The following is a 17,409-nucleotide window of genomic DNA, read 5'->3' on the forward strand; positions in this document are numbered from 1 at the left end:
CTCAATCCCTCAGGGTCCGACCAGACTGGCTCTGGTCGCTCTTATCAAGCTCGGCCAAGGTCACTTTTGCCTGCGCAATCGTAGTGGCGGAGCTTGCAATCGTTGCCAGGCTGCCTTCGATGATGACGTTATGGCCCTCAAGCATGGGCTGAATACGCGTGAGGGTCGTGCCTAGATCAGTATTGTATTTGTCGAGCAGGTCGGGTCTCGTCCGGCTGATATCGAACTGCGATGCGAATATGTATTGGACGTCGCCGGATGAGGAACTCAGCTTCGACATGAACAGCAAGTTGACGAACGGGCGGCCATCCTTGCGGAAATTGACGATTGGTGTGCGTATCACCGACGAGGTTGGCCGAGAGAGGAAGGAGTGAATCTTCGCTCGCGCCTCTTCGTTCGAAGCGCGCTCACCGCCTGCGCCTTGCTGTAGCATCCGGCAATTCTTGCCTAGAACATCGGCGTCGTCATAGCCGGTAAGGGTTTTGAAGTGCTGATTGACGAGGACGAGTGCGTTGTCTCCTTTCGCTTCGGCGAGCGCCAGGGCAACTGTTGCGTTATCGAAAAACTCCCGGAGGGGAGGCAGAACAAATGACTTCGGCATTATCTCATCAACTCAATGTATTGCTTATCTAATTAAGGTAGATTTCTTGTTTTGATAAGGGCAAGGCGCGAGAAAGATCACTCGCATAACGAAAACTTGCCCTCAATCATGACCTTGATGTCGATGACGACCGACGCAATCCAGACGGTTTAGAGAAGACGTTCCGCGTGCCACTTCAGGTGATCGTCCATGAAGGTGGAGATGAAATAGTAAGAGTGATCGTAACGGTCGTGAAGGCGTAGCGTGAGGCCGATATCGGTTCCTTTTATGGCCTCTTCGAAGAGCCATGGGCGCAAGCCGCTTTCCAGGAAACTGTCTGCTTTTCCCTGGTCGATCAGAAACTCAGGAAAGCGCGCACCATCTTCCACCAGGGCGCAGGCATCGTAGGCACGCCGAGCGGCTTGATCTTCGCCGAGATATTTTTCGAGAGCCGGTCGCGACCAGTCCGCAGACGAGGGCGCGACGATGGGGGCAAAGGCGGAGCAGCTCTTGAAGCGATCCGGGTTCTTCAGCGCAATCGTCATGGCGCCATGACCGCCCATCGAGTGGCCGAAAATGCCCTGTCGGCTCATATCGGCGCGGAAGTGCCGACCGATAAGGGCAGGAAGCTCTTCCGTGATGTAGCTATACATCTGATAATGCTCGGCCCAGGGCGCCTCTGTGGCATCGAGGTAGAAGCCGGCGCCTTTGCCCATCTGCCAGTTCGTCAACTCGTCGGCGACGTCATTGCCGCGCGGGCTGGTATCCGGGCAGACGATGATGAGGCCAAGCTCTGCAGCAAGCCTTCGATACTCACCCTTTTCCATGACGTTGGCATGGCTGCAGGTCAGGCCGGAAAGGTACCAAAGAACGGGGCAGGGCTCGTTGATCGCCTTTGGCGGCACGAAAACGGCGAAGGTCATCTCGCATTTGCATGTCTCGGACTCATGCGCATAGACACCCTGCATGCCGCCAAAAGCCGTGTTCTGAGAAATTACCTTCATGGTCTGCATCCTTTATAAAAGCGGTATCAACCTGCCAGCGACACCGCGGCGTTGACCGCCGCTGCCACCAGCACAGTGTTGAAGAAGAACGACACGATCGAGTGGACGAGCGTGACCTTGCGCATGGCCGTTGTGGTGACGGCAACGTCGGAGGTCTGCGCCGTCATACCGATGACGACGGAGAAATAGAGGAATTCGTAAATACCGGGCGAGGCGGTATCGGGAAAGTCCATGCCGCCCTTCGGCTCCCGCTTTCCGCCATCAGCAGATGGGCGCCAGAACAGGTGGGCATAATGGACCGCGGCCATGGTGTGGATCGTGAGCCACCCCAGAATGACCGATAGAAAGGAAAGTGTCAGAGACAGCGCGGTTTCGCCGGAATGATTGAGCGCCATGAACAGCGACACCACAGCAACAACGACGGCAAACAGCGTGATGAAGATGATGGCTATCGCTGGAAGATCGTCACGATCGGCATGGGCCTTGAGATGGGCTGCCGTCAGATAGGGAAGCCGGAGGGCGAGCAGGAAGAGATAGGTCAGAAAAAACGCAACGGCGGCAGATTCGATGGCGAGCTTCGGTATGAGCATGAGCATTGCTGCCAACACCGCGCCCCCTAAGACGGCGGCAATTAGAAATGGCCGATGGCGTGCGTAGAGACTGATCTTTGTCTGTTCTTTTGTCTTGGGTGCGATCGCCATGCTCGATTACTTCTTTATCCGGCGGCAAAGCCGGTCAAGGGTTTCCAGGAATTGCGAACGGTCACGTGGGGAGAAGGCGGCATTGTAGCCCTTGCTTTCACCCGTTTCACGCAAATGCGCGCCAAGGTCACGCATGGCGGTGGCCATGCCGATATTGGCTTGATCGAAAACGCGGCCAGTCGGACCCGTGACCATGGCGCCATTTGCCACGCAGCGACCGGCCAGCGGAACATCCGCGGTGATGACGATATCGCCTTCGCCGGCACGCTCCGCAATCCAATCATCAGCCGCGTCGAAACCGTTCGAGACGATGACGTTTTTCACCTTGGGATCGCGGGAGGGTCGCAGCCCTGAATTGGCGACGAAAGTGACGTCGAGATCATGCCGTTCTGCGACTTTCAGTATTTCCGGCTTTACCGGGCACGCATCGGCATCGACATAAATCTGCGGCATTGAAAAGGCTCGTCCTTTTGGATCGTTCGTCGTGCAATCGCTCGGGTGCCCATTTGAGCTTTTTTCCGCCCCTGCGCAACATGTTTGCGCTTGCCCGCGTTTCACCGGACTATCGTCTTCGATCCATTTCAAATCATTCATAAACGAAAGAGATTGCCCCTCATGAGCGACATCGAGCAGTCCCCGAAGATCAACCGTCTCGTTCTGCAGCACGTCATTGCTGGCTTGAGTGACGGTCTCATTCTGGTGGAGCCGGATGGCACAATCTCCTGGGCGAACAAATCCGCGCTTGAGATGCACCGGGTCGAGACGCTCGAGCAGCTCGGCACGGACATCGCGGCTTACCGGAAGAACTTCACGCTTCGCTATCGCAACAATCATCTGCTCGACGAGGGGCAGTATCCCCTGGAGCGGCTGGTGGCCGGCGAGGAGGTTGACGATGTGACCGTTGAAATCTCGCCGGCATCCGACCTCGACTTGACGTGGGTTCACACCATCCGGGGTTTGACGATCGAGGATTCGGGTGCGAAGCCGGACGTCACTGTTCTGATCATGCGTGACGAGACGCCGCTTTACGAGGCGGAAGAGCGCTTTGAGAGAGCCTTCAACGCCAACCCGGCGCCGGGCCTGATCTGCCGCATGGAGGACAAGCGCTTCATTCGCGTCAATCAGGGTTTTATGGAGATGACGGGGTTTACCCGAGAAGAGATCATCGGCCGCAGTGTTGAAGAACTTGGTCTCTTCTCCAATTGCGAAACCGGACAGGACGCGCTTGATCGGCTTGAGGACGGACGCATCATTCGCCACCGGGAAGCGTTGATCCCCATCCCGGAGGGTGACCGACTGGTGATCGTTGCTGGCGAGGTGATCGCTGTCGGCGAAGAGCCCTGCATGCTTTTCACCTTCGCCGATCTCGACGGGCGCAGAAAAGCGCAGAATGCCTTGCGCCAAAGCGAGGAGCGCTTTTTCAAATCCTTCCGCCTTTCTCCGGCTCCGACGGCGATTTCGCGGCTCGAAGACTTTGTCTTTACCGAAGTCAACGACGCGTTTCTGGAGCTGTGCGGTCGCAAGGAACAGGAAGTCATCGGCAAGACAGCGAGCGAGTTGAAACTGTGGGATGACGTGAATGCACGCAGAGACGTGGAACGCCGCCTGAAGGGCAATGTGCCGATCCGCGAAGAGCCACTCAGGATGAACCTGAAGGATGGTGACAGCGCTGAATGCGTTGTCTCTGCTGAACGCGTCGAGATCAACGACCAGCAATGCGTCATCTGGGCGCTTCAGGATGTGACGGAACGTCGCCGCTCCGAGGACGAGTTGATCGAAGCGATCGAAACCGTCATGGCGGATACGTCGTGGTTCAGCCGCACCGTTGTCGAGAGGCTGGCGGGCCTGCGCCAGACATCGAGGGGAACGGCATCAACGGCGTCGCTCAGCGATCTCACCGAGCGCGAGGAAGATATTCTGACGTTGATCTGCGAAGGTTGCAGCGACAAGGAGATGAGCGACAGACTCAATCTCTCCAAACACACAATCCGCAATCACATTGCCTCTCTCTATGGCAAGATCGGCGTCAACCGCCGTGCAGCCGCCGTCATCTGGGCCCGCGAGCGAGGCTTCAGCGGGCGCAAACTGCGCAAGGTTTAAATTCTGCTGCTGATTTTATTGAAAAAAGGCCAGTTTGTACCAGTAGGACTAGTAGTTTTCTCTCTGATGCGGAGGCTTTCCTCGCTCTATCTTTTCACCATGGCGCCAATGACGGCGACATCATGATGAGAAGGAAGGAGTTCTAAAATGGATAACAACCGCATCGAAGGCGCAGTTCGCCAAGTCAAGGGCTCGATCAAGGAAGCCGTCGGCAAGATTGCCGGCAACACGCACATGCAGGCTGAAGGCCGCGCCGAAAAGGTCGCAGGCGAAGTGCAAAGCAAATACGGCGAGTCCAAGGACACCGTTCGCAAGACCCTCAAGTAAAGCCTTCGGCCAGGAGTTGATCGAGATGATGATTTCTTCCGACGAGGCACTCGCGCCCGCCGCCAACCCCCAGGACTGCAGCCTCTGCGCCGCACTTCAGGCAATCATCGCCTATGCGGATGGGCAGGAAGGTAGCCGTATCACGGTGTCCATGGAGAATGGCAGGGTCATGCTGACGGGTGAGGTGGAAACACTTGCCTCACTCGAATGCGCGGTCTTCATCGCGGAGTGCTTTGCCTCGCGCCCGATCATCGCCGATCTCTCGATCAAGCCGACCATTCAATACCTGGCGCCTCCGCGCCTGACCAAACCAAACCTCTATATCAACGACAACAGGAGTCCACTATGAAGAAGATCGTTCTTGCCACCGCAATTGCCGCTCTTGCCGTTGCACCCGTCGCCCATGCCGAAGCAAAGCGCTCGCACAAGCAGATGGAAACCGCACAAAAGGAGCGCGTCGGTACGCTGTCTTGTGAAATCGAAGGCGGTATCGGTCTGGTGATCGGTTCCAGCAAGGCGGTGTCCTGCGAATTCCGTCAGCGCTCGGGCAACGTCGAACGCTACACTGGCACGATCGGCAAGATCGGCCTCGACGTTGGCGTGACCGGCAAGCAATATTTGAGCTGGATCGTCTTCAATACGGCTGAATCCCGCGTCGGCGATGGCGCGCTGAGCGGTAACTATGTCGGTGCTTCCGCCTCTGCCGCTGTTGGAGTTGGTCTCGGCGCCAATGCTCTGATTGGCGGTAACGCCAAGAACTTCGCGCTGCAGCCCTTGAGCGCCCAGGCTGGCACGGGCGTCAACCTGGCCGCTGGTATCGCTAATCTGCGGTTGAAGTCTGCCGGTTAATCCGGTTTGCCAGAACGCCGAAAAGCGCGTTAGCGCATCACAGAATTGCGGGGCGGTGGGATTTCCACCGCCCCGTTTCTGGTTGACTGAATGGCTTCACGTCACATGGTCCTTTACAAGCCGCCTGTGCCAGGCTGCCGCTGCCTCTCCTGCAAGGTTGCGCATCTCACGCAGAGCCGACTGGTCATTTTCGTTCAGTCGATGGCGGCGGTATCGCAAGCCGCTAAGATCGTGCAGCGCAACTTCGACATCGATGCTTGCCAGGCCTGCGGAACGCTGTGCGGTGCGCACATCCAGTACAGGTCTTCCGGTCGTGACACTTTCCAGGTAGTCGCGATTTGCTTCCCGGCCTTTCACGATCAACGTGTGGAGCGGCGGTCCAAAATCCGGCCAGAGAACCAGCACGGCCACCAGTGCTGCGATGCTGCCAAGCAGGTTGTCCACCACACGCGCTGCTGCAACACCGCTCCCCGGATGCATCATATCGGTGACGATGATGAAGAGCATGGTCAGGACGACGACGAAGATGGAATAATTGACCGCCCGCAGCGAAATCGTGACGCTGGCAAGCAGGATTGCCAGCACGCACAAGATGACGGGGTGCTGCGTGACGGAGAGCAGCGCCAGAGCCAGAAAGCCACCGAGCAGGGAACCGAAAATGCGTTCGAGCGATCGCGCCCATGTCACGCGAGCGCCGCCCTGAAGGCAGACAATCAGTGCCATTGTTGCCCAGTAGGGATAACCCAGCTGAAAGATGATGGCGATGTAGTAGACGCCAATGACACCCGAGGCCTGGCGTAAGCCCAGCCGCAGCGCACCCCTCATGCGGTCCTTCCAGTTTGGAGCGACCTGATGCTGCGGTGTTGCCAAAGCCTCGTTGGACTGCTCCGGATTTTCAAGCAAGCGCAACGCGTTCTTAAGCGCCAGCACGCAGCCGATCATGAGATCATCTGTTAGATGTTCGGCTGTCCTGTCCAGCCGCTCGATGCCGCGGCGAAGGAGGTTCTTCTTACGGACATCGTCTCGCAGAGAGAGGCGGACCCCGAGCAGGGCGGTGGCGAACGCACGCGCTGTTGCCGTGCGCTCCGTTGTCGGCCCCAATCTGTGGATATAGGCGTGGTCCAAGGCGACGAGGGCGCCGAAGATGATCTCTGTTGCCCCGAGCGCATTGTGGTATTGATGTGCGTCTGCCGGGTGCCGAGCCAGCACCGTTCTCAATCGTTCCATCGACATGCGCACGGCGCGTCTGTGCTCGGCATGTTCACTGTGCCACTGCGCGTCTCGATGGCCGCGATCACCAATCGAGGCCAGATCTGCTGCCATATCGAACAGCCGCGCAATGACCGCGCCCGCGTTGCGGTCGAGCGATGCCGTTGGATCGATCCGCCAGACCAGATTGATGAGCAGAAAGGCCCAGCTTCCCCCGGCCAGAAATGTCAGCGACTGCGCTGCGGCGGCGGGAGCCGGGTGCGGAAAGCCAACGGCAACAACGGCGACCACAGCGAGCAGCGTCCCCAGCAAACCGTCGAGCGAAAAGGCAGCACCAGCCAGTATGGCGGCGAAGACAAGAGCAGGGCCGACGGCGAGAGCAGCTTCCATCCCCGCCGATGCGCCCCAAGATCCGGCAAAGGCGAGGACGGTGCCGATCAGGACGAAAAGTCCAAGGGTGCGGCGGCGCATGCTATGAGGGCCTGGCCCGTCGCACAGGCATGTCCAGAACGCAGCGAAGACCGCCCAGCCGAGTGCGGGCTGACCGGTTGTCAGCGCGATTGTCAACGGCGCTCCGACGACGAGTGCTGCGCGCGCACCTTCTTCGCCGCTGAATTGCTCGGGGAGCAGGCCGACGGCACGCAATTCCAGCCGGCGGGCGGCCCGTCGAAGATGAGGTAGCGCCCATCTGCTCTTCAAACGGATATTAGCGCGGCGTCTTTGCTGTTCAGCGTCGGCCATAACGCATCCAGATAATCTGTTCCGCGATGGCATGTAGCGCTGCACCGACAGCGCTCCCCAGCAAAACCTCCGCGCCTCGATACATGCCAACTTCCCAAAGAGGCGTCTCCGCCGTGGTTGTCAGGAAAACGATGGGACAGGTCCACATACAAACCTTCAAAGATGGATAGCGTCGCACGATGACGGCTGCGAGCGCGACGGCAACGGCGATTTCCGCTACAGCACCGATGCCAAAGCCTTGCGCCGCCGTTCCAATGACAACGGCGATGATCACGCCGAGCAGAGTACCGGCAAACCGCCCGATGGTGGCCTGGCGCGTATCGCCAAGCTTTTCCTGACCGACGATGATGCCCGACATCGCGGCCCAGACGGGATGAGGAAGCCCGGCCGCCTCTGCCAGAATATAGGACAGCGTCGCGGCCCCTGAGCAGCGCAGGACAAAAGCCAGGTCGCGGACGCGTGTCTCATTCACCGTCGTCTTCCTTACCTTAGCAGATTGGTACGTGCGAGTTCGACCACCTCAGCGCCGCGGCCGCTGATGATGGCCTTCAGCATATAGAGGCTGAAGCCCTTGGCCTGTTCGGCCTTGATCTTCGGCGGCATGACGAGTTCCTGTTTCGCGGTCACGACATCCACCAGCACGGGTCCTGGATGGGCGAAGGCTGAGCTCAAAGCCCAATCGACATCGACGGATTCTTCCACCCGGATGCCTTTGATGCCCATGGCGTTGGCCATCGCGGCAAAATTCGGGTTTTCGAGGTCTGTGCCGGTATCGATATAGCCGGCCGCTTTCATTTCCATCGCCACGAAGCCGAGCGAGCCATTGTTGAAGACGACGATTTTGACCGGTAGTTTAAGTTGTGCCAGCGTGATGAAGTCGCCCATCATCATCGTGAAACCGCCGTCACCTGAGAGTGACACGACCTGCCGGTTGGGGGCTGCAGCCTGGGCGCCGATGGCCTGAAGCATGGCATTTGCCATCGAGCCGTGGTTGAAGGAGCCCAGCAGACGCCGCTTGCCATTCATCGCCAGATAGCGTGCCGCCCAGACAGTGGGGGTACCGACATCGGCGGTAAAGATCGCGTCTTCTGCCGCAAGTTCGCTGATGCGTTGCGCCAGATATTGCGGATGGATCGGTTGGCCGGCCCCAGAGGGTTTTGCCAGATCATCCAGTCCTTCGCGCGCCTTGAGATAATTGGCGCGGGCAGCGTCGAGAAAATGCGCGTCGCTGCGAGGCTTTAAGTGCGGCATAAGAGCTGAGATTGTCTCGCCAACGTCGCCGACCAGGCCTTGCGTCAGCGTCGCGCGCTTTCCCAGCGCGCCCGCATCGCGGTCGATCTGAATGATCCGCGCCTTCGTCGGATAGAAGGCGCGATAGGGGAAATCGGTGCCGAGCATCACCAGCGTGTCGGCATTTTCCATGGCGTGATAACCGGACGAAAAGCCGATCAGACCGGTCATGCCGACATCGAAGGGATTGTCCCATTCGACATGTTCCTTGCCGCGCAGCGCATGAACCACCGGGGCTTTCAGCGCATTCGCAAGCGCCACAACGGCATCGTGATGGCCAGCGCAGCCGCTGCCCGCGAGAATGGTGATCGCCTTGCCCTCATTCAGCAGATTGGCAAGGCGGCTGATTTCCTCCTCGCGTGGAAGGATGCGGGGTAGGGCTGGAACGGCCTGAGGCGGGACTGTCGAAACGGGCGCATCGGCGAGAGCGACATCGCCCGGAATGACAAGCACGGCAACGCCGTTCTGGCCGATTGCCGTATTCAGCGCGCGGTTGAGGACGCCCGGCATCTGTGCGGGATTGGAGACGAGCTCGACAAAATCCGCGCATTCGCGAAACAGTTCCTGCGGATGGGTTTCCTGAAAATAGCCAAGACCAATTTCGGAGGAGGGGATGTGAGCCGCGATCGCCAGCACGGGAACGTGGTTGCGCTTGCAGTCAAACAATCCATTGATCAAATGCAGGTTGCCCGGGCCGCAACTTCCGGCGCAGACGGCGAGCTTGCCTGTTACCGCTGCTTCGGCGCCAGCTGCAAAGGCAGCGGTCTCTTCATGACGCACATGCATCCATTCTATTTTTCCAAGCCGCCTCAGGCTGTCGTTCAGCCCGTTGAGGCTGTCACCAGTGACGCCCCAGATGCGTTCGACACCAATATCGGCGAGGGTTTCTGCCAGTAGATCAGCGACGGTCATGGTCATGGATATCTCCTTCTCTGCTTTGCATCGGTGTCTGCCTTGAAAGCTGGGAGCATTTCGATCTAATTTCCAATATATAAACAGAGGCTTTTTCATATATGATATTAGATGACATCGATATTCGGCGGCTTCGCTATTTCCTTGTCGTGGCGGAGCAGAAGCACTTTACCCGCGCGGCAGATAAGATCGGCATTCGCCAGCCGCCGCTCAGCATGCAGATTCGTCAGCTTGAGGAAACGGTGGGCGCACAGCTTTTCACCCGACACGCCAAGGGCGTGGAGTTGACGGCAGCGGGGAGGGTGTTTCAGGAGACTGCGCTGGATATCGTCGCGCGCTTCGAGGACGCACTCACTCAGGTGCGGCGCCACGCGGCGGGCCAAACGGGACGCCTCCGTCTAGGCTTTGCAGGTGCCACCTATTTTCATCCGGCAATTCCGCTCATCATTCGCGCCTATCGTTCAGCCTATCCAGATGTTGTGCTGTCGCCGGAGCAGAGCAATACGCCCGCTCTTCTTGCGGGCCTGCGGGAAGGGAGGCTGGATGTGGCCTTCATCCGCCCGCCGGTCCTTGAGGATGGGTTGCTCTCCGTTCGCGCCTGTCTGGATGAAGACATGGTGATCGCGCTGCCCGCTGATCACGCCTTGCGTGACCATGACGCGGTGCCGCTCGAGGCGATTGCCGGTGAGAATCTGATTCTCTTTCCCCGAGACATTGGACCTGGCCTCTATGACAGCATCGTTTCCGCCTGCAACGAGGCAGGTGTCAGCCCCAAGCTCGGCCAGGAGGCGTCGCAGATCGTTTCCATCATCCCGCTGGTTGCCGCAGGCTTTGGTGTTTCGATCGTGCCGCGCTCGGTTGGTTCGATCAAAAGCGACGGTGCCGTCTATCGTCCGATCGCCGGGCAATCACCGCGCGCACCGATCGCCATCGCGACCAGAACGGATGACCGTGCGAAACTTGTGACATCTTTTTTGATGAGCGCAATTCAAACCGCCCGGCGCACTACCCCATCTAATGCCGCCAGCGCATCCGGATAAGGTTGGACCTGTGGAAGTGGCTTGTCGCGGTTGTTTAGTCATCTCTGATAAACTATTGATGCCGCGCTTGTGATCAGAAACTGCGCAAAGGCCATCATGACAATCCCCGACATCAAGCTTCCTCCGCGCCCTTTAAAACTAAAGCGCGGCGTGTTGTCCATACCATTCGCCTACTACTTCTCTCCGCTGATTCTGCTGGCACTCGCCGTCTTCATGCTGTGGGCTGAAGGACCTGGAATCATACGGGACTACAAGATCAGCCAGAACCCGGTGGAGATCGAGGACGGCGATCTCAACGGCAGCTGCAAAACACGAAAGGCTGTCTTCACCACCTGCATCGCCAAGGTCTCCTACGACTATGAGGGCAAGCACTACAACAGTGACGTGGAGGTGATGTTCGTCGATATGCACTCCGGCGACTATGAGGCAGGTCTTTTCATCTCGGGCTCTGATCCGCAGCTTGCGACCATCTCGCTCGGTCTCGACATGCTGTGGAACCGGATTATCACCCTGGCAATCCTTTTTGTTCTTCTCGGCTTCGGCGGGATCGCCCTGCTTTTTGCACTCGTTCGATTTTTCCGGGCAAAGGCCAAGCTCAGCGAAGCTCAGCCACTGACGCTGTTGCCGGTCGCGCTCACGAATGTCACGAAAAAACGCGGTGGCCTTTTCCTAACCTATTCGGACACGATCCGCGACGACAAAACCAAACGGCAGTCCTTTTCGCTGATGGGTAGGGACGAGGTTCCGTTCATCATCGGACAATCCGAAAAACACGATATCGCGCTTGCCGCCTGGCAGGAGAACAGTCCGCTGCCAGTCCTTCTGGACGATCGGTTGGAGCGGATCGAATTGACCGATGCGGAAAGGGCACAGGCGCTGTCAGCTGTCGCTGCCAATACACCCGTGTCGGAAGGCGCGCGGGCGACAGGAACCCAGCCTCAAAAATCCGCTGGCGCTTCCACCCTGCAGGGACTCAAGGCATTCGGCATCATCATCCTGCTGATGATCGTCGGACTCGGGGGCTATTGGCTTTGGTACGTTACCGCCGCGCCGTCACAATTCACGTCACCGGCGATGGACATCAACAACCTCATGCCGGGTCCAATCAACAAGTGGGGATGCGCCCAATTGCAAAAACGCTTCGGCGATCAAAACGCACCATTTGGTTGCACGGCTGGAGATTATCGAAGCTGGAAGTGACCCACCTCGATGAGCCTGAACTGTCATCCGGTTTCGGCTCATTTTGCCGCTCATCCTTGGCGGCGGACGTCGAGGTGCGACGGATGAACAACCTAAATCTGGGGGCGAATTGCGGGTAGGCTCCAAGCTTGTGGGGCACGACCGGAGATGTGGTCCATGCCATGGCTTGAGGGTGCTGCAGATGCCGCCGACTGCTTAGTCTGATCGCCTCACGAAAGGACTGAACGACTCAAAATTGCAGAATAGAGATCGTGTGTGGAAAGCATCAGCCTGGTGCTGTTAAAGCCCTTTGGATAATGGCAAATGGCCGGGGAGGCGATTGATCAGATCGCATCTCCGGCCATCTAGCGTTTGCTACTCCGCGAAGCGCGCTATCAGCGCCGATGTCTAAAGGCTTGTATTCTGCTGAGACGTCTGAAACTGCAACAGTCTGTACAGTTTACCTGACTATAACGCCGTATTCTTGGGTGCCGCCATAAACCGGTGGGCGGTAGCGGTAGTCACGGCGCGGGCCGCGGCGATCACGCCACTCGCGGCGGTCGTAGTTGCGGTAGTATCGATCCCTTTCATAGGATCGGTCGTAAACGCCCGCCGAATAGTAGCCGCCGCTGCGGTAACCGCGGTCATCCACGCATCCACTCAGAATTCCGACAGAAACGAGGCAGATCGCTGCGCTTAAAAGTTTCATGATTTCTCTCCCAATGCCGGACATTAACATATGCCGATGCACAAGGTTCCACCGCGCTTGAAGGCGGTCATTCGAGACCACGAAGAAGAACGGTTCGGATCACCAACTTCCAACACAAGCCAAGGCGTCGCTACGCCAGCATGTGGAGCCTAGCCGCTGTGAAAGCACTGATTAGAAGACTGCAGACGCTAAACACCTTGGGTGATACAGCAAGTATTTGATTTTTTTGAAAGTGGCGGATGGGGTGGGATTCGAACCCACGGTACGGTCTCCCGCACGCCGGTTTTCAAGACCGGTTCCTTAAACCACTCGGACACCCATCCTCGCCTGCCGCGGGTTTATAAACATTTGGGCCAGCGCGTCAATTGCCTCAAAAGCCTTATTTATCAGTCGCTCTCGCCAGATCAGATTTAACCATTGCTTAACCACGTTGATTACAATTTTAGCTTTCCGGATCATATCGTTCGCATTTTCGCCATGTTGCGGGCAAGATTAGGCATCCGTTAAGTGCTTCGATGTGATGGGCGTGATCATCGAGGTGTGAGAGGGGCCGTGCACAGGCGCGGTCTAAAGCAGCACGGGGCAAGAATTTGAAGTCTACCGTTACGAAGCTTGGCGTCAGCGTCAAATGGGTCGGCATTGCCGTTCTCTGCGCCGCGACCGCATCATGTTCGACGACGTCGGAAACAAAAACGAAGCCGAAGCGCAGCAAGGAATATTTCGCCGAGTCGGAATATGGCGTGAAGGCAAGTCCGCGTATCGCAGAAGGTGCCAACGTCCCCAAAGGCGGTGGCCGGTTCCTCGTCGGCAATGCCTACACGGTCAAGGGCCGCCGGTACTTCCCGAAGGAAGATCCGGGCTACGACAAGTCAGGCCTGGCATCCTGGTATGGTTCCGCCTTTCACGGCCGCATGACGGCTAATGGTGAAGCCTACGACAAGGAACATCTTTCTGCCGCCCATCCGACATTCCCGCTTCCAAGCTACGCCCGCGTGACCAACCTCGAAAACGGCTCCTCTGTCGTGGTGCGCGTCAACGATCGCGGCCCGTTCCACGAGGGTCGCCTGATCGACGTCTCCAGCAAGACAGCCGATCTGCTCGACATGAAGGGTACGGGCACTGCCAAGGTTCGCGTGCAGTATGTCGGTCGCGCACCGCTTGACGGTCACGACATGCCATTCCTCATGGCGTCCTATATCCCCAAGGGCTCGCGTTCTCCGGGCGTCAATCCTGAAGGTCAGATTGCAAGCGGCGTGATGGTTGCCTCTGCATCGAAAAGCAATATTCCAATCCCGTCCAACCCTGCTTACGGCGGCTCGGCGCAGACCGCGCTGGTTAGCACGAAGAAGAACAATGCGCTCCAGGCTATGCCGTTGGTCGAAGGTGCTGCTCCGGCCTCCTTTGGAGGGCAGGGCAACGTTCAGTTCATCGCGCTTCCAGAGATCGGTCCGTTTATCAACGAGCGTCCGGAAGGCAACTTCCTGCGCGTTCCAGGCGCATCGCCGCGCTACGCTTCTGCCTATTCCGAAGCAGCGCCGGCATCCAAGGCTGCTCACGTTTTCGACGCCGTTCTTGTCGAGCGTGGCGAGCTGACGGAACAGTCCATTCTTAACTACTTGAAGAACAAGCAGAACAAGGCCCGTTGAGCTTTGCCTCGGCGGCCTTGTGGCCCATAATCGCTGTGTCTGAGGACGATTCCATTTTACGGATCGTCCGGCGGGCGTGAAGCAGTAAAACAGACGGCGGGCCGGCGTTTCATGGTGACTTTGATACCAAAAATCTTCCGGCGTCTCAGCCTCGTTGCGCTGGCGCTTGCCTGCAGCGTGGGGACTGCATCTGCCCAATCCGGTGGTCTCGCCGTCAAGGCGCAGCAGGCCTATATGATCGATGCCGAGACGGGCACGGTTCTGCTATCGCTCAATGAAAACACCCAATTTCCACCTGCCTCTCTTGCCAAGCTGATGACGGTTGAAACCGTTCTGGATGCGCTGAAGAGTGGGCGCGTGACGCCGGAGACGGCTTATCCTGTCTCAGAATATGCCTGGCGAACGGGTGGCGCTCCGTCTCGAACGTCCACCATGTTTGCAGCACTGAAATCCTCCGTCAGCATCAATGATCTTCTGACAGGCATCGTGGTTCAAAATGCCAATGATGGCTGCATCATTCTGGCGGAAGGCATGACTGGCTCCGACGCGGCCTTCGCCAAGATGATGACGGAACGGGCGAAAGCGCTTGGTCTGACGGCAAGCGTCTTTGCCAATTCCACCGGTCTTCCCGACCCGGCCAACAAGACGACCGCTAAAGACATGGTGACGCTGGCCAAGCATATTCGCGACACCTATCCGGATCGCTATAGTCTGTTCACCAAGCCGGATTTCGAGTGGAACCGCATCTTTCAACGCAACAAGAATACGCTTCTTGCCCCTGATCTCGGCATCGATGGTCTCGGGCTCGGCTTTGCCGAGGGCCATGGCTATTCCGCTGTCATCTCCGCCGAACGAGACGGCCGCCGTATCTACCTGACGCTTGCAGGGATGGAAGACGACAAGACGCGGCAGGAAGAAGCCCGTCGCGTCGTGGAGTGGGGACTGACGGCGTTTCAAAAGCGCGAGCTGTTTCAAAAGAACGAGACCGTCGGCACTGTCAGCGTCTATGGCGGTGCCGCTTCGGCCATCGATCTTGCGGTGCATGAGACGGTAAGCGTGCTCGTGCCGCTCAACAACCCCGATCGGCTATCGGGACGGATCGTCTACAACTGGCCGCTCAATGCGCCACTTGAGCCGGGTTTCAACGCTGCTACGCTTCGAATCTTCTCCGGTGAACGATTGTTACGGGAAGTGCCACTTTATACGACGGCGGCCGTTGCGCCCGGTACGCTTACCCAGAATGCGGCAGGCGCCCTGAAAGAACTGCTGTTTTTCTGGCTATAGAAAAAGCCGGCGGTACGCCTGAAAAGGATGCGCAGCGTCGCCGAAGCGGTTTCGCGCCTCAGCGATATCGTCTAATAAGAAGCAAAAGCTGAGACCATCAGGAAGAGACATTGCCCCAAAAAGGACTGTTCATAAGCTTTGAAGGCGGCGAGGGCGCTGGCAAGTCCACGCAGATCCGTATTCTGGCGGAAACGCTGCGCAGCCGCGGGCTTGACGTTGTCGTCACACGCGAGCCAGGCGGTTCACCAGGGGCAGAAGCCATTCGTCACGTGCTGCTCTCCGGGGCTGCGGAAGCATTTGGTGTGCGCATGGAAGCGATGCTGTTTGCTGCAGCACGCAGTGACCATGTCGAAGAGGTGATCCGTCCGGCGCTGGAGAGCGGTGCGGTGGTTCTGTGCGATCGTTTTCTCGATTCGTCACGTGTTTATCAGGGGACCACTGGAAACCTGGAGACGGATTTCATCGAGACGCTGCAGCGTATCGCGGTGGACGGCACCATGCCTGATCTCACGCTGATCTTCGATATTCCGGCTGTGGATGGTCTGGCGCGGGCACGCAAGCGCGCCGATGATGGCGCGGCACCTGATCGGTTCGAGAAGGAAGAGCTGGAAACGCATGAAAAGCGGCGCGAAGCCTATCTCGATATTGCGCTGAACGAGCCCCGGCGTTGCCGGATCGTAGATGCCAGGCACCCGCAAGAGAGGGTGACGGAAGACGTTCTGTCCATGGTCGAGCCGTTGCTCGAACGTTTTGATCATCTTCCGGATGTGGCGCAATGAGTGAGACGCCCGGCGTTCTTGATGGTGCCATTGCCCCTCAGGACAATACGCGCCTTTTCGGTCATGAAGAGGCGGAGCAATTTCTGGCGCAGTCCTATCGCTCTGGCAAAGGGCACCATGCCGTCCTGATCGAAGGTCCGGAAGGGATCGGCAAGGCAACGCTCGCCTTTCGCTTCGCCAATCATGTTCTCACCCATCCCGATCCGGCTGAGGCGCCCGACCAGATTGTCGATCCTGAGCCATCTTCTTTCGTCAGCCGGCAGATTTCATCGGGCGCATCGCACAACCTCCTGCACCTGACGCGGCCAGTCGACGAAAAAACCGGAAAGACGAAGTCTGCCATCACTGTGGATGAGGTGAGGCGGGCAGGGCACTTCTTCTCGCAGACGTCGGGCACTGGCAACTGGCGGATCGTCATCATCGACCCGGCGGATGATCTCAACCGCAACGCTGCCAATGCGATCCTGAAAATCCTGGAAGAGCCGCCGAAACGGGCAATGTTCCTGGTGCTGTCCCATGCGCCCGGCAAACTTCTGCCGACCATACGATCGCGCTGCATGCCCCTGCGTCTCCAGCCTTTGGCTGACAGCGCCATGGAGCTTGCACTTGATAATCTGGGGCTGAGTGTCGCGGCCGAGAAGCGCGAGGCGTTGCTACAAGCCTCCAAAGGCAGCGTGGCGCAAGCGCTAAAGCTCGTCAATTATGGCGGCTCCGATATCGTCGACGTCTTCAACGCCGTGATGAGTGCGGAAGGGCCTTCGGCACGCAAGCAGATGCACAAGCTGGCCGATGCTTTGGCGCAGAAGGATGGCGATATCATCCTCGGATTTTTCATGGAACACGCCACCGAAGAACTGATGCACCGCGCCAAAGCCGCGGCCATCGCCGGTGATCTGAGGGGCGCAGAGCGCCAGGCGCGCCTGTCATCGTCGCTCTCCGAGCGTATTACGATTGCGCAGGCCTACAATCTCGACAAGAAGCAGATGGTGCTTTCCATTCTGGAAGACATGCGCTCGGTTTGATCGTACGAAATGTACGGCTTTTGCTTTCGCTTGTGCG

The 17,409-nt window shown here is 58.2% G+C and carries 18 protein-coding genes and 1 tRNA gene; 10 read left to right on the forward strand and 9 right to left on the reverse strand.

The features are described 5' to 3' along the window. Position 1: 1 nt before the first annotated feature. The 4 genes from ACTJK5_RS05120 to ACTJK5_RS05135 all read right to left on the reverse strand — a co-directional run bounded on the left by ACTJK5_RS05120 (position 2) and on the right by ACTJK5_RS05135 (position 2,738). Complete coding sequence (locus ACTJK5_RS05120) at positions 2 to 601, reverse strand: PAS domain-containing protein (protein ID WP_062427343.1); 600 nt, start codon at positions 599 to 601, stop codon at positions 2 to 4. Between the two features lie 149 nt (positions 602 to 750). Further along, a complete protein-coding gene (gene fghA, locus ACTJK5_RS05125; protein ID WP_335322485.1) occupies positions 751 to 1,584 on the reverse strand; it encodes an S-formylglutathione hydrolase in 834 nt (277 codons plus the stop codon). 26 nt (positions 1,585 to 1,610) lie between these two features. Next, on the reverse strand, positions 1,611 to 2,285 hold the full coding sequence (locus tag ACTJK5_RS05130) for a DUF1345 domain-containing protein (RefSeq protein WP_111850739.1): 675 nt from the start codon (positions 2,283 to 2,285) through the stop codon (positions 1,611 to 1,613). A 6-nt stretch (positions 2,286 to 2,291) separates the two neighbouring features. Then, entirely contained in the window at positions 2,292 to 2,738 is a 447-nt protein-coding gene (locus tag ACTJK5_RS05135) for a YaiI/YqxD family protein (RefSeq protein ID WP_062427341.1), read from the reverse strand. A gap of 162 nt (positions 2,739 to 2,900) precedes the next feature. Here ACTJK5_RS05135 and ACTJK5_RS05140 point away from each other — a divergent pair, with 162 nt between their 5' ends. From ACTJK5_RS05140 to ACTJK5_RS05155, 4 genes are all read left to right on the forward strand, one after another. Further along, complete coding sequence (locus ACTJK5_RS05140) at positions 2,901 to 4,385, forward strand: PAS domain S-box protein (protein ID WP_440611945.1); 1,485 nt, start codon at positions 2,901 to 2,903, stop codon at positions 4,383 to 4,385. A 147-nt stretch (positions 4,386 to 4,532) separates the two neighbouring features. Further along, a complete protein-coding gene (locus ACTJK5_RS05145) occupies positions 4,533 to 4,712 on the forward strand; it encodes a CsbD family protein (protein ID WP_440611946.1) in 180 nt (59 codons plus the stop codon). 25 nt (positions 4,713 to 4,737) lie between these two features. Continuing rightward, entirely contained in the window at positions 4,738 to 5,061 is a 324-nt protein-coding gene (locus ACTJK5_RS05150; RefSeq protein ID WP_062427538.1) for a BON domain-containing protein, read from the forward strand. Further along, positions 5,058 to 5,561, forward strand: coding sequence for a DUF992 domain-containing protein (locus ACTJK5_RS05155; RefSeq protein WP_116493749.1), 504 nt, complete (start codon positions 5,058 to 5,060; stop codon positions 5,559 to 5,561). The genes ACTJK5_RS05150 and ACTJK5_RS05155 overlap by 4 nt, the downstream gene beginning before the upstream one ends. Positions 5,562 to 5,657: 96 nt before the next feature. On the opposite strand, the gene ACTJK5_RS05160 is transcribed toward ACTJK5_RS05155, so the two are convergent. Genes ACTJK5_RS05160 through poxB form a run of 3 tightly spaced genes read right to left on the reverse strand, consistent with a single transcriptional unit; the run spans position 5,658 to position 9,719 of the window. Next, positions 5,658 to 7,511, reverse strand: coding sequence for an FUSC family protein (locus tag ACTJK5_RS05160; protein ID WP_440611947.1), 1,854 nt, complete (start codon positions 7,509 to 7,511; stop codon positions 5,658 to 5,660). Next, a complete protein-coding gene (locus ACTJK5_RS05165) occupies positions 7,498 to 7,983 on the reverse strand; it encodes an FUSC family protein (RefSeq protein ID WP_440611948.1) in 486 nt (161 codons plus the stop codon). Before ACTJK5_RS05165 ends, ACTJK5_RS05160 begins: the two co-directional genes overlap by 14 nt. Before the next feature lie 11 nt (positions 7,984 to 7,994). Continuing rightward, the gene (gene poxB, locus ACTJK5_RS05170; protein ID WP_440611949.1) at positions 7,995 to 9,719 is read right to left on the reverse strand and encodes a ubiquinone-dependent pyruvate dehydrogenase; all 1,725 of its coding nucleotides are present in this window, start codon (positions 9,717 to 9,719) and stop codon (positions 7,995 to 7,997) included. A gap of 95 nt (positions 9,720 to 9,814) precedes the next feature. On the opposite strand from poxB, the gene ACTJK5_RS05175 reads away from it, so the two are divergent. Further along, positions 9,815 to 10,753, forward strand: coding sequence for a LysR family transcriptional regulator (locus tag ACTJK5_RS05175; RefSeq protein WP_440611950.1), 939 nt, complete (start codon positions 9,815 to 9,817; stop codon positions 10,751 to 10,753). Positions 10,754 to 10,849: 96 nt separating this feature from the next. Continuing rightward, a complete protein-coding gene (locus tag ACTJK5_RS05180; protein ID WP_440611951.1) occupies positions 10,850 to 11,953 on the forward strand; it encodes a hypothetical protein in 1,104 nt (367 codons plus the stop codon). A 439-nt stretch (positions 11,954 to 12,392) separates the two neighbouring features. Here ACTJK5_RS05180 and ACTJK5_RS05185 read toward each other — a convergent pair whose 3' ends face one another. Next, positions 12,393 to 12,641 (reverse strand): hypothetical protein, encoded by a 249-nt coding sequence (locus ACTJK5_RS05185; RefSeq protein ID WP_112519110.1) that lies wholly within the window; start codon positions 12,639 to 12,641, stop codon positions 12,393 to 12,395. Positions 12,642 to 12,874: 233 nt separating this feature from the next. Continuing rightward, positions 12,875 to 12,964 (reverse strand) — tRNA-Ser (locus ACTJK5_RS05190). Between the two features lie 267 nt (positions 12,965 to 13,231). On the opposite strand from ACTJK5_RS05190, the gene ACTJK5_RS05195 reads away from it, so the two are divergent. The 4 genes from ACTJK5_RS05195 (at position 13,232) to ACTJK5_RS05210 (ending at position 17,372) form a co-directional block, all read left to right on the forward strand. Continuing rightward, positions 13,232 to 14,287, forward strand: a complete 1,056-nt coding sequence (locus ACTJK5_RS05195; protein ID WP_440611952.1) for a septal ring lytic transglycosylase RlpA family protein — start codon at positions 13,232 to 13,234, stop codon at positions 14,285 to 14,287. 111 nt (positions 14,288 to 14,398) lie between these two features. Beyond that, positions 14,399 to 15,571, forward strand: coding sequence for a D-alanyl-D-alanine carboxypeptidase family protein (locus ACTJK5_RS05200; RefSeq protein ID WP_440611953.1), 1,173 nt, complete (start codon positions 14,399 to 14,401; stop codon positions 15,569 to 15,571). Between the two features lie 110 nt (positions 15,572 to 15,681). Next, positions 15,682 to 16,350 (forward strand): dTMP kinase, encoded by a 669-nt coding sequence (gene tmk / locus ACTJK5_RS05205; protein WP_440611954.1) that lies wholly within the window; start codon positions 15,682 to 15,684, stop codon positions 16,348 to 16,350. Next, positions 16,347 to 17,372, forward strand: a complete 1,026-nt coding sequence (locus ACTJK5_RS05210; RefSeq protein ID WP_440611955.1) for a DNA polymerase III subunit delta' — start codon at positions 16,347 to 16,349, stop codon at positions 17,370 to 17,372. Before tmk ends, ACTJK5_RS05210 begins: the two co-directional genes overlap by 4 nt. Positions 17,373 to 17,409: the final 37 nt, after the last annotated feature.

The sequence above is a fragment of the Agrobacterium sp. 22094 genome (assembly GCF_052046015.1).
Taxonomy (GTDB): Bacteria; Pseudomonadota; Alphaproteobacteria; order Rhizobiales; family Rhizobiaceae; genus Agrobacterium; species Agrobacterium cavarae.

Excerpts from the sequence above, each read along its gene's own strand:
- ACTJK5_RS05180 (WP_440611951.1), top strand. The coding sequence starts at position 10,850 with ATGACAATCCCCGACATCAAGCTTCCTCCGCGCCCTTTAAAACTAAAG.
- fghA (WP_335322485.1), bottom strand. The coding sequence starts at position 1,584 with ATGAAGGTAATTTCTCAGAACACGGCTTTTGGCGGCATGCAGGGTGTC.
- ACTJK5_RS05175 (WP_440611950.1), top strand. The coding sequence starts at position 9,815 with ATGATATTAGATGACATCGATATTCGGCGGCTTCGCTATTTCCTTGTC.
- ACTJK5_RS05135 (WP_062427341.1), bottom strand. The coding sequence starts at position 2,738 with ATGCCGCAGATTTATGTCGATGCCGATGCGTGCCCGGTAAAGCCGGAA.
- ACTJK5_RS05160 (WP_440611947.1), bottom strand. The coding sequence starts at position 7,511 with ATGGCCGACGCTGAACAGCAAAGACGCCGCGCTAATATCCGTTTGAAG.
- ACTJK5_RS05185 (WP_112519110.1), bottom strand. The coding sequence starts at position 12,641 with ATGAAACTTTTAAGCGCAGCGATCTGCCTCGTTTCTGTCGGAATTCTG.
- ACTJK5_RS05150 (WP_062427538.1), top strand. The coding sequence starts at position 4,738 with ATGATGATTTCTTCCGACGAGGCACTCGCGCCCGCCGCCAACCCCCAG.
- ACTJK5_RS05210 (WP_440611955.1), top strand. The coding sequence starts at position 16,347 with ATGAGTGAGACGCCCGGCGTTCTTGATGGTGCCATTGCCCCTCAGGAC.
- ACTJK5_RS05140 (WP_440611945.1), top strand. The coding sequence starts at position 2,901 with ATGAGCGACATCGAGCAGTCCCCGAAGATCAACCGTCTCGTTCTGCAG.
- ACTJK5_RS05130 (WP_111850739.1), bottom strand. The coding sequence starts at position 2,285 with ATGGCGATCGCACCCAAGACAAAAGAACAGACAAAGATCAGTCTCTAC.
- ACTJK5_RS05155 (WP_116493749.1), top strand. The coding sequence starts at position 5,058 with ATGAAGAAGATCGTTCTTGCCACCGCAATTGCCGCTCTTGCCGTTGCA.
- ACTJK5_RS05145 (WP_440611946.1), top strand. The coding sequence starts at position 4,533 with ATGGATAACAACCGCATCGAAGGCGCAGTTCGCCAAGTCAAGGGCTCG.
- ACTJK5_RS05200 (WP_440611953.1), top strand. The coding sequence starts at position 14,399 with ATGGTGACTTTGATACCAAAAATCTTCCGGCGTCTCAGCCTCGTTGCG.
- ACTJK5_RS05120 (WP_062427343.1), bottom strand. The coding sequence starts at position 601 with ATGCCGAAGTCATTTGTTCTGCCTCCCCTCCGGGAGTTTTTCGATAAC.
- poxB (WP_440611949.1), bottom strand. The coding sequence starts at position 9,719 with ATGACCATGACCGTCGCTGATCTACTGGCAGAAACCCTCGCCGATATT.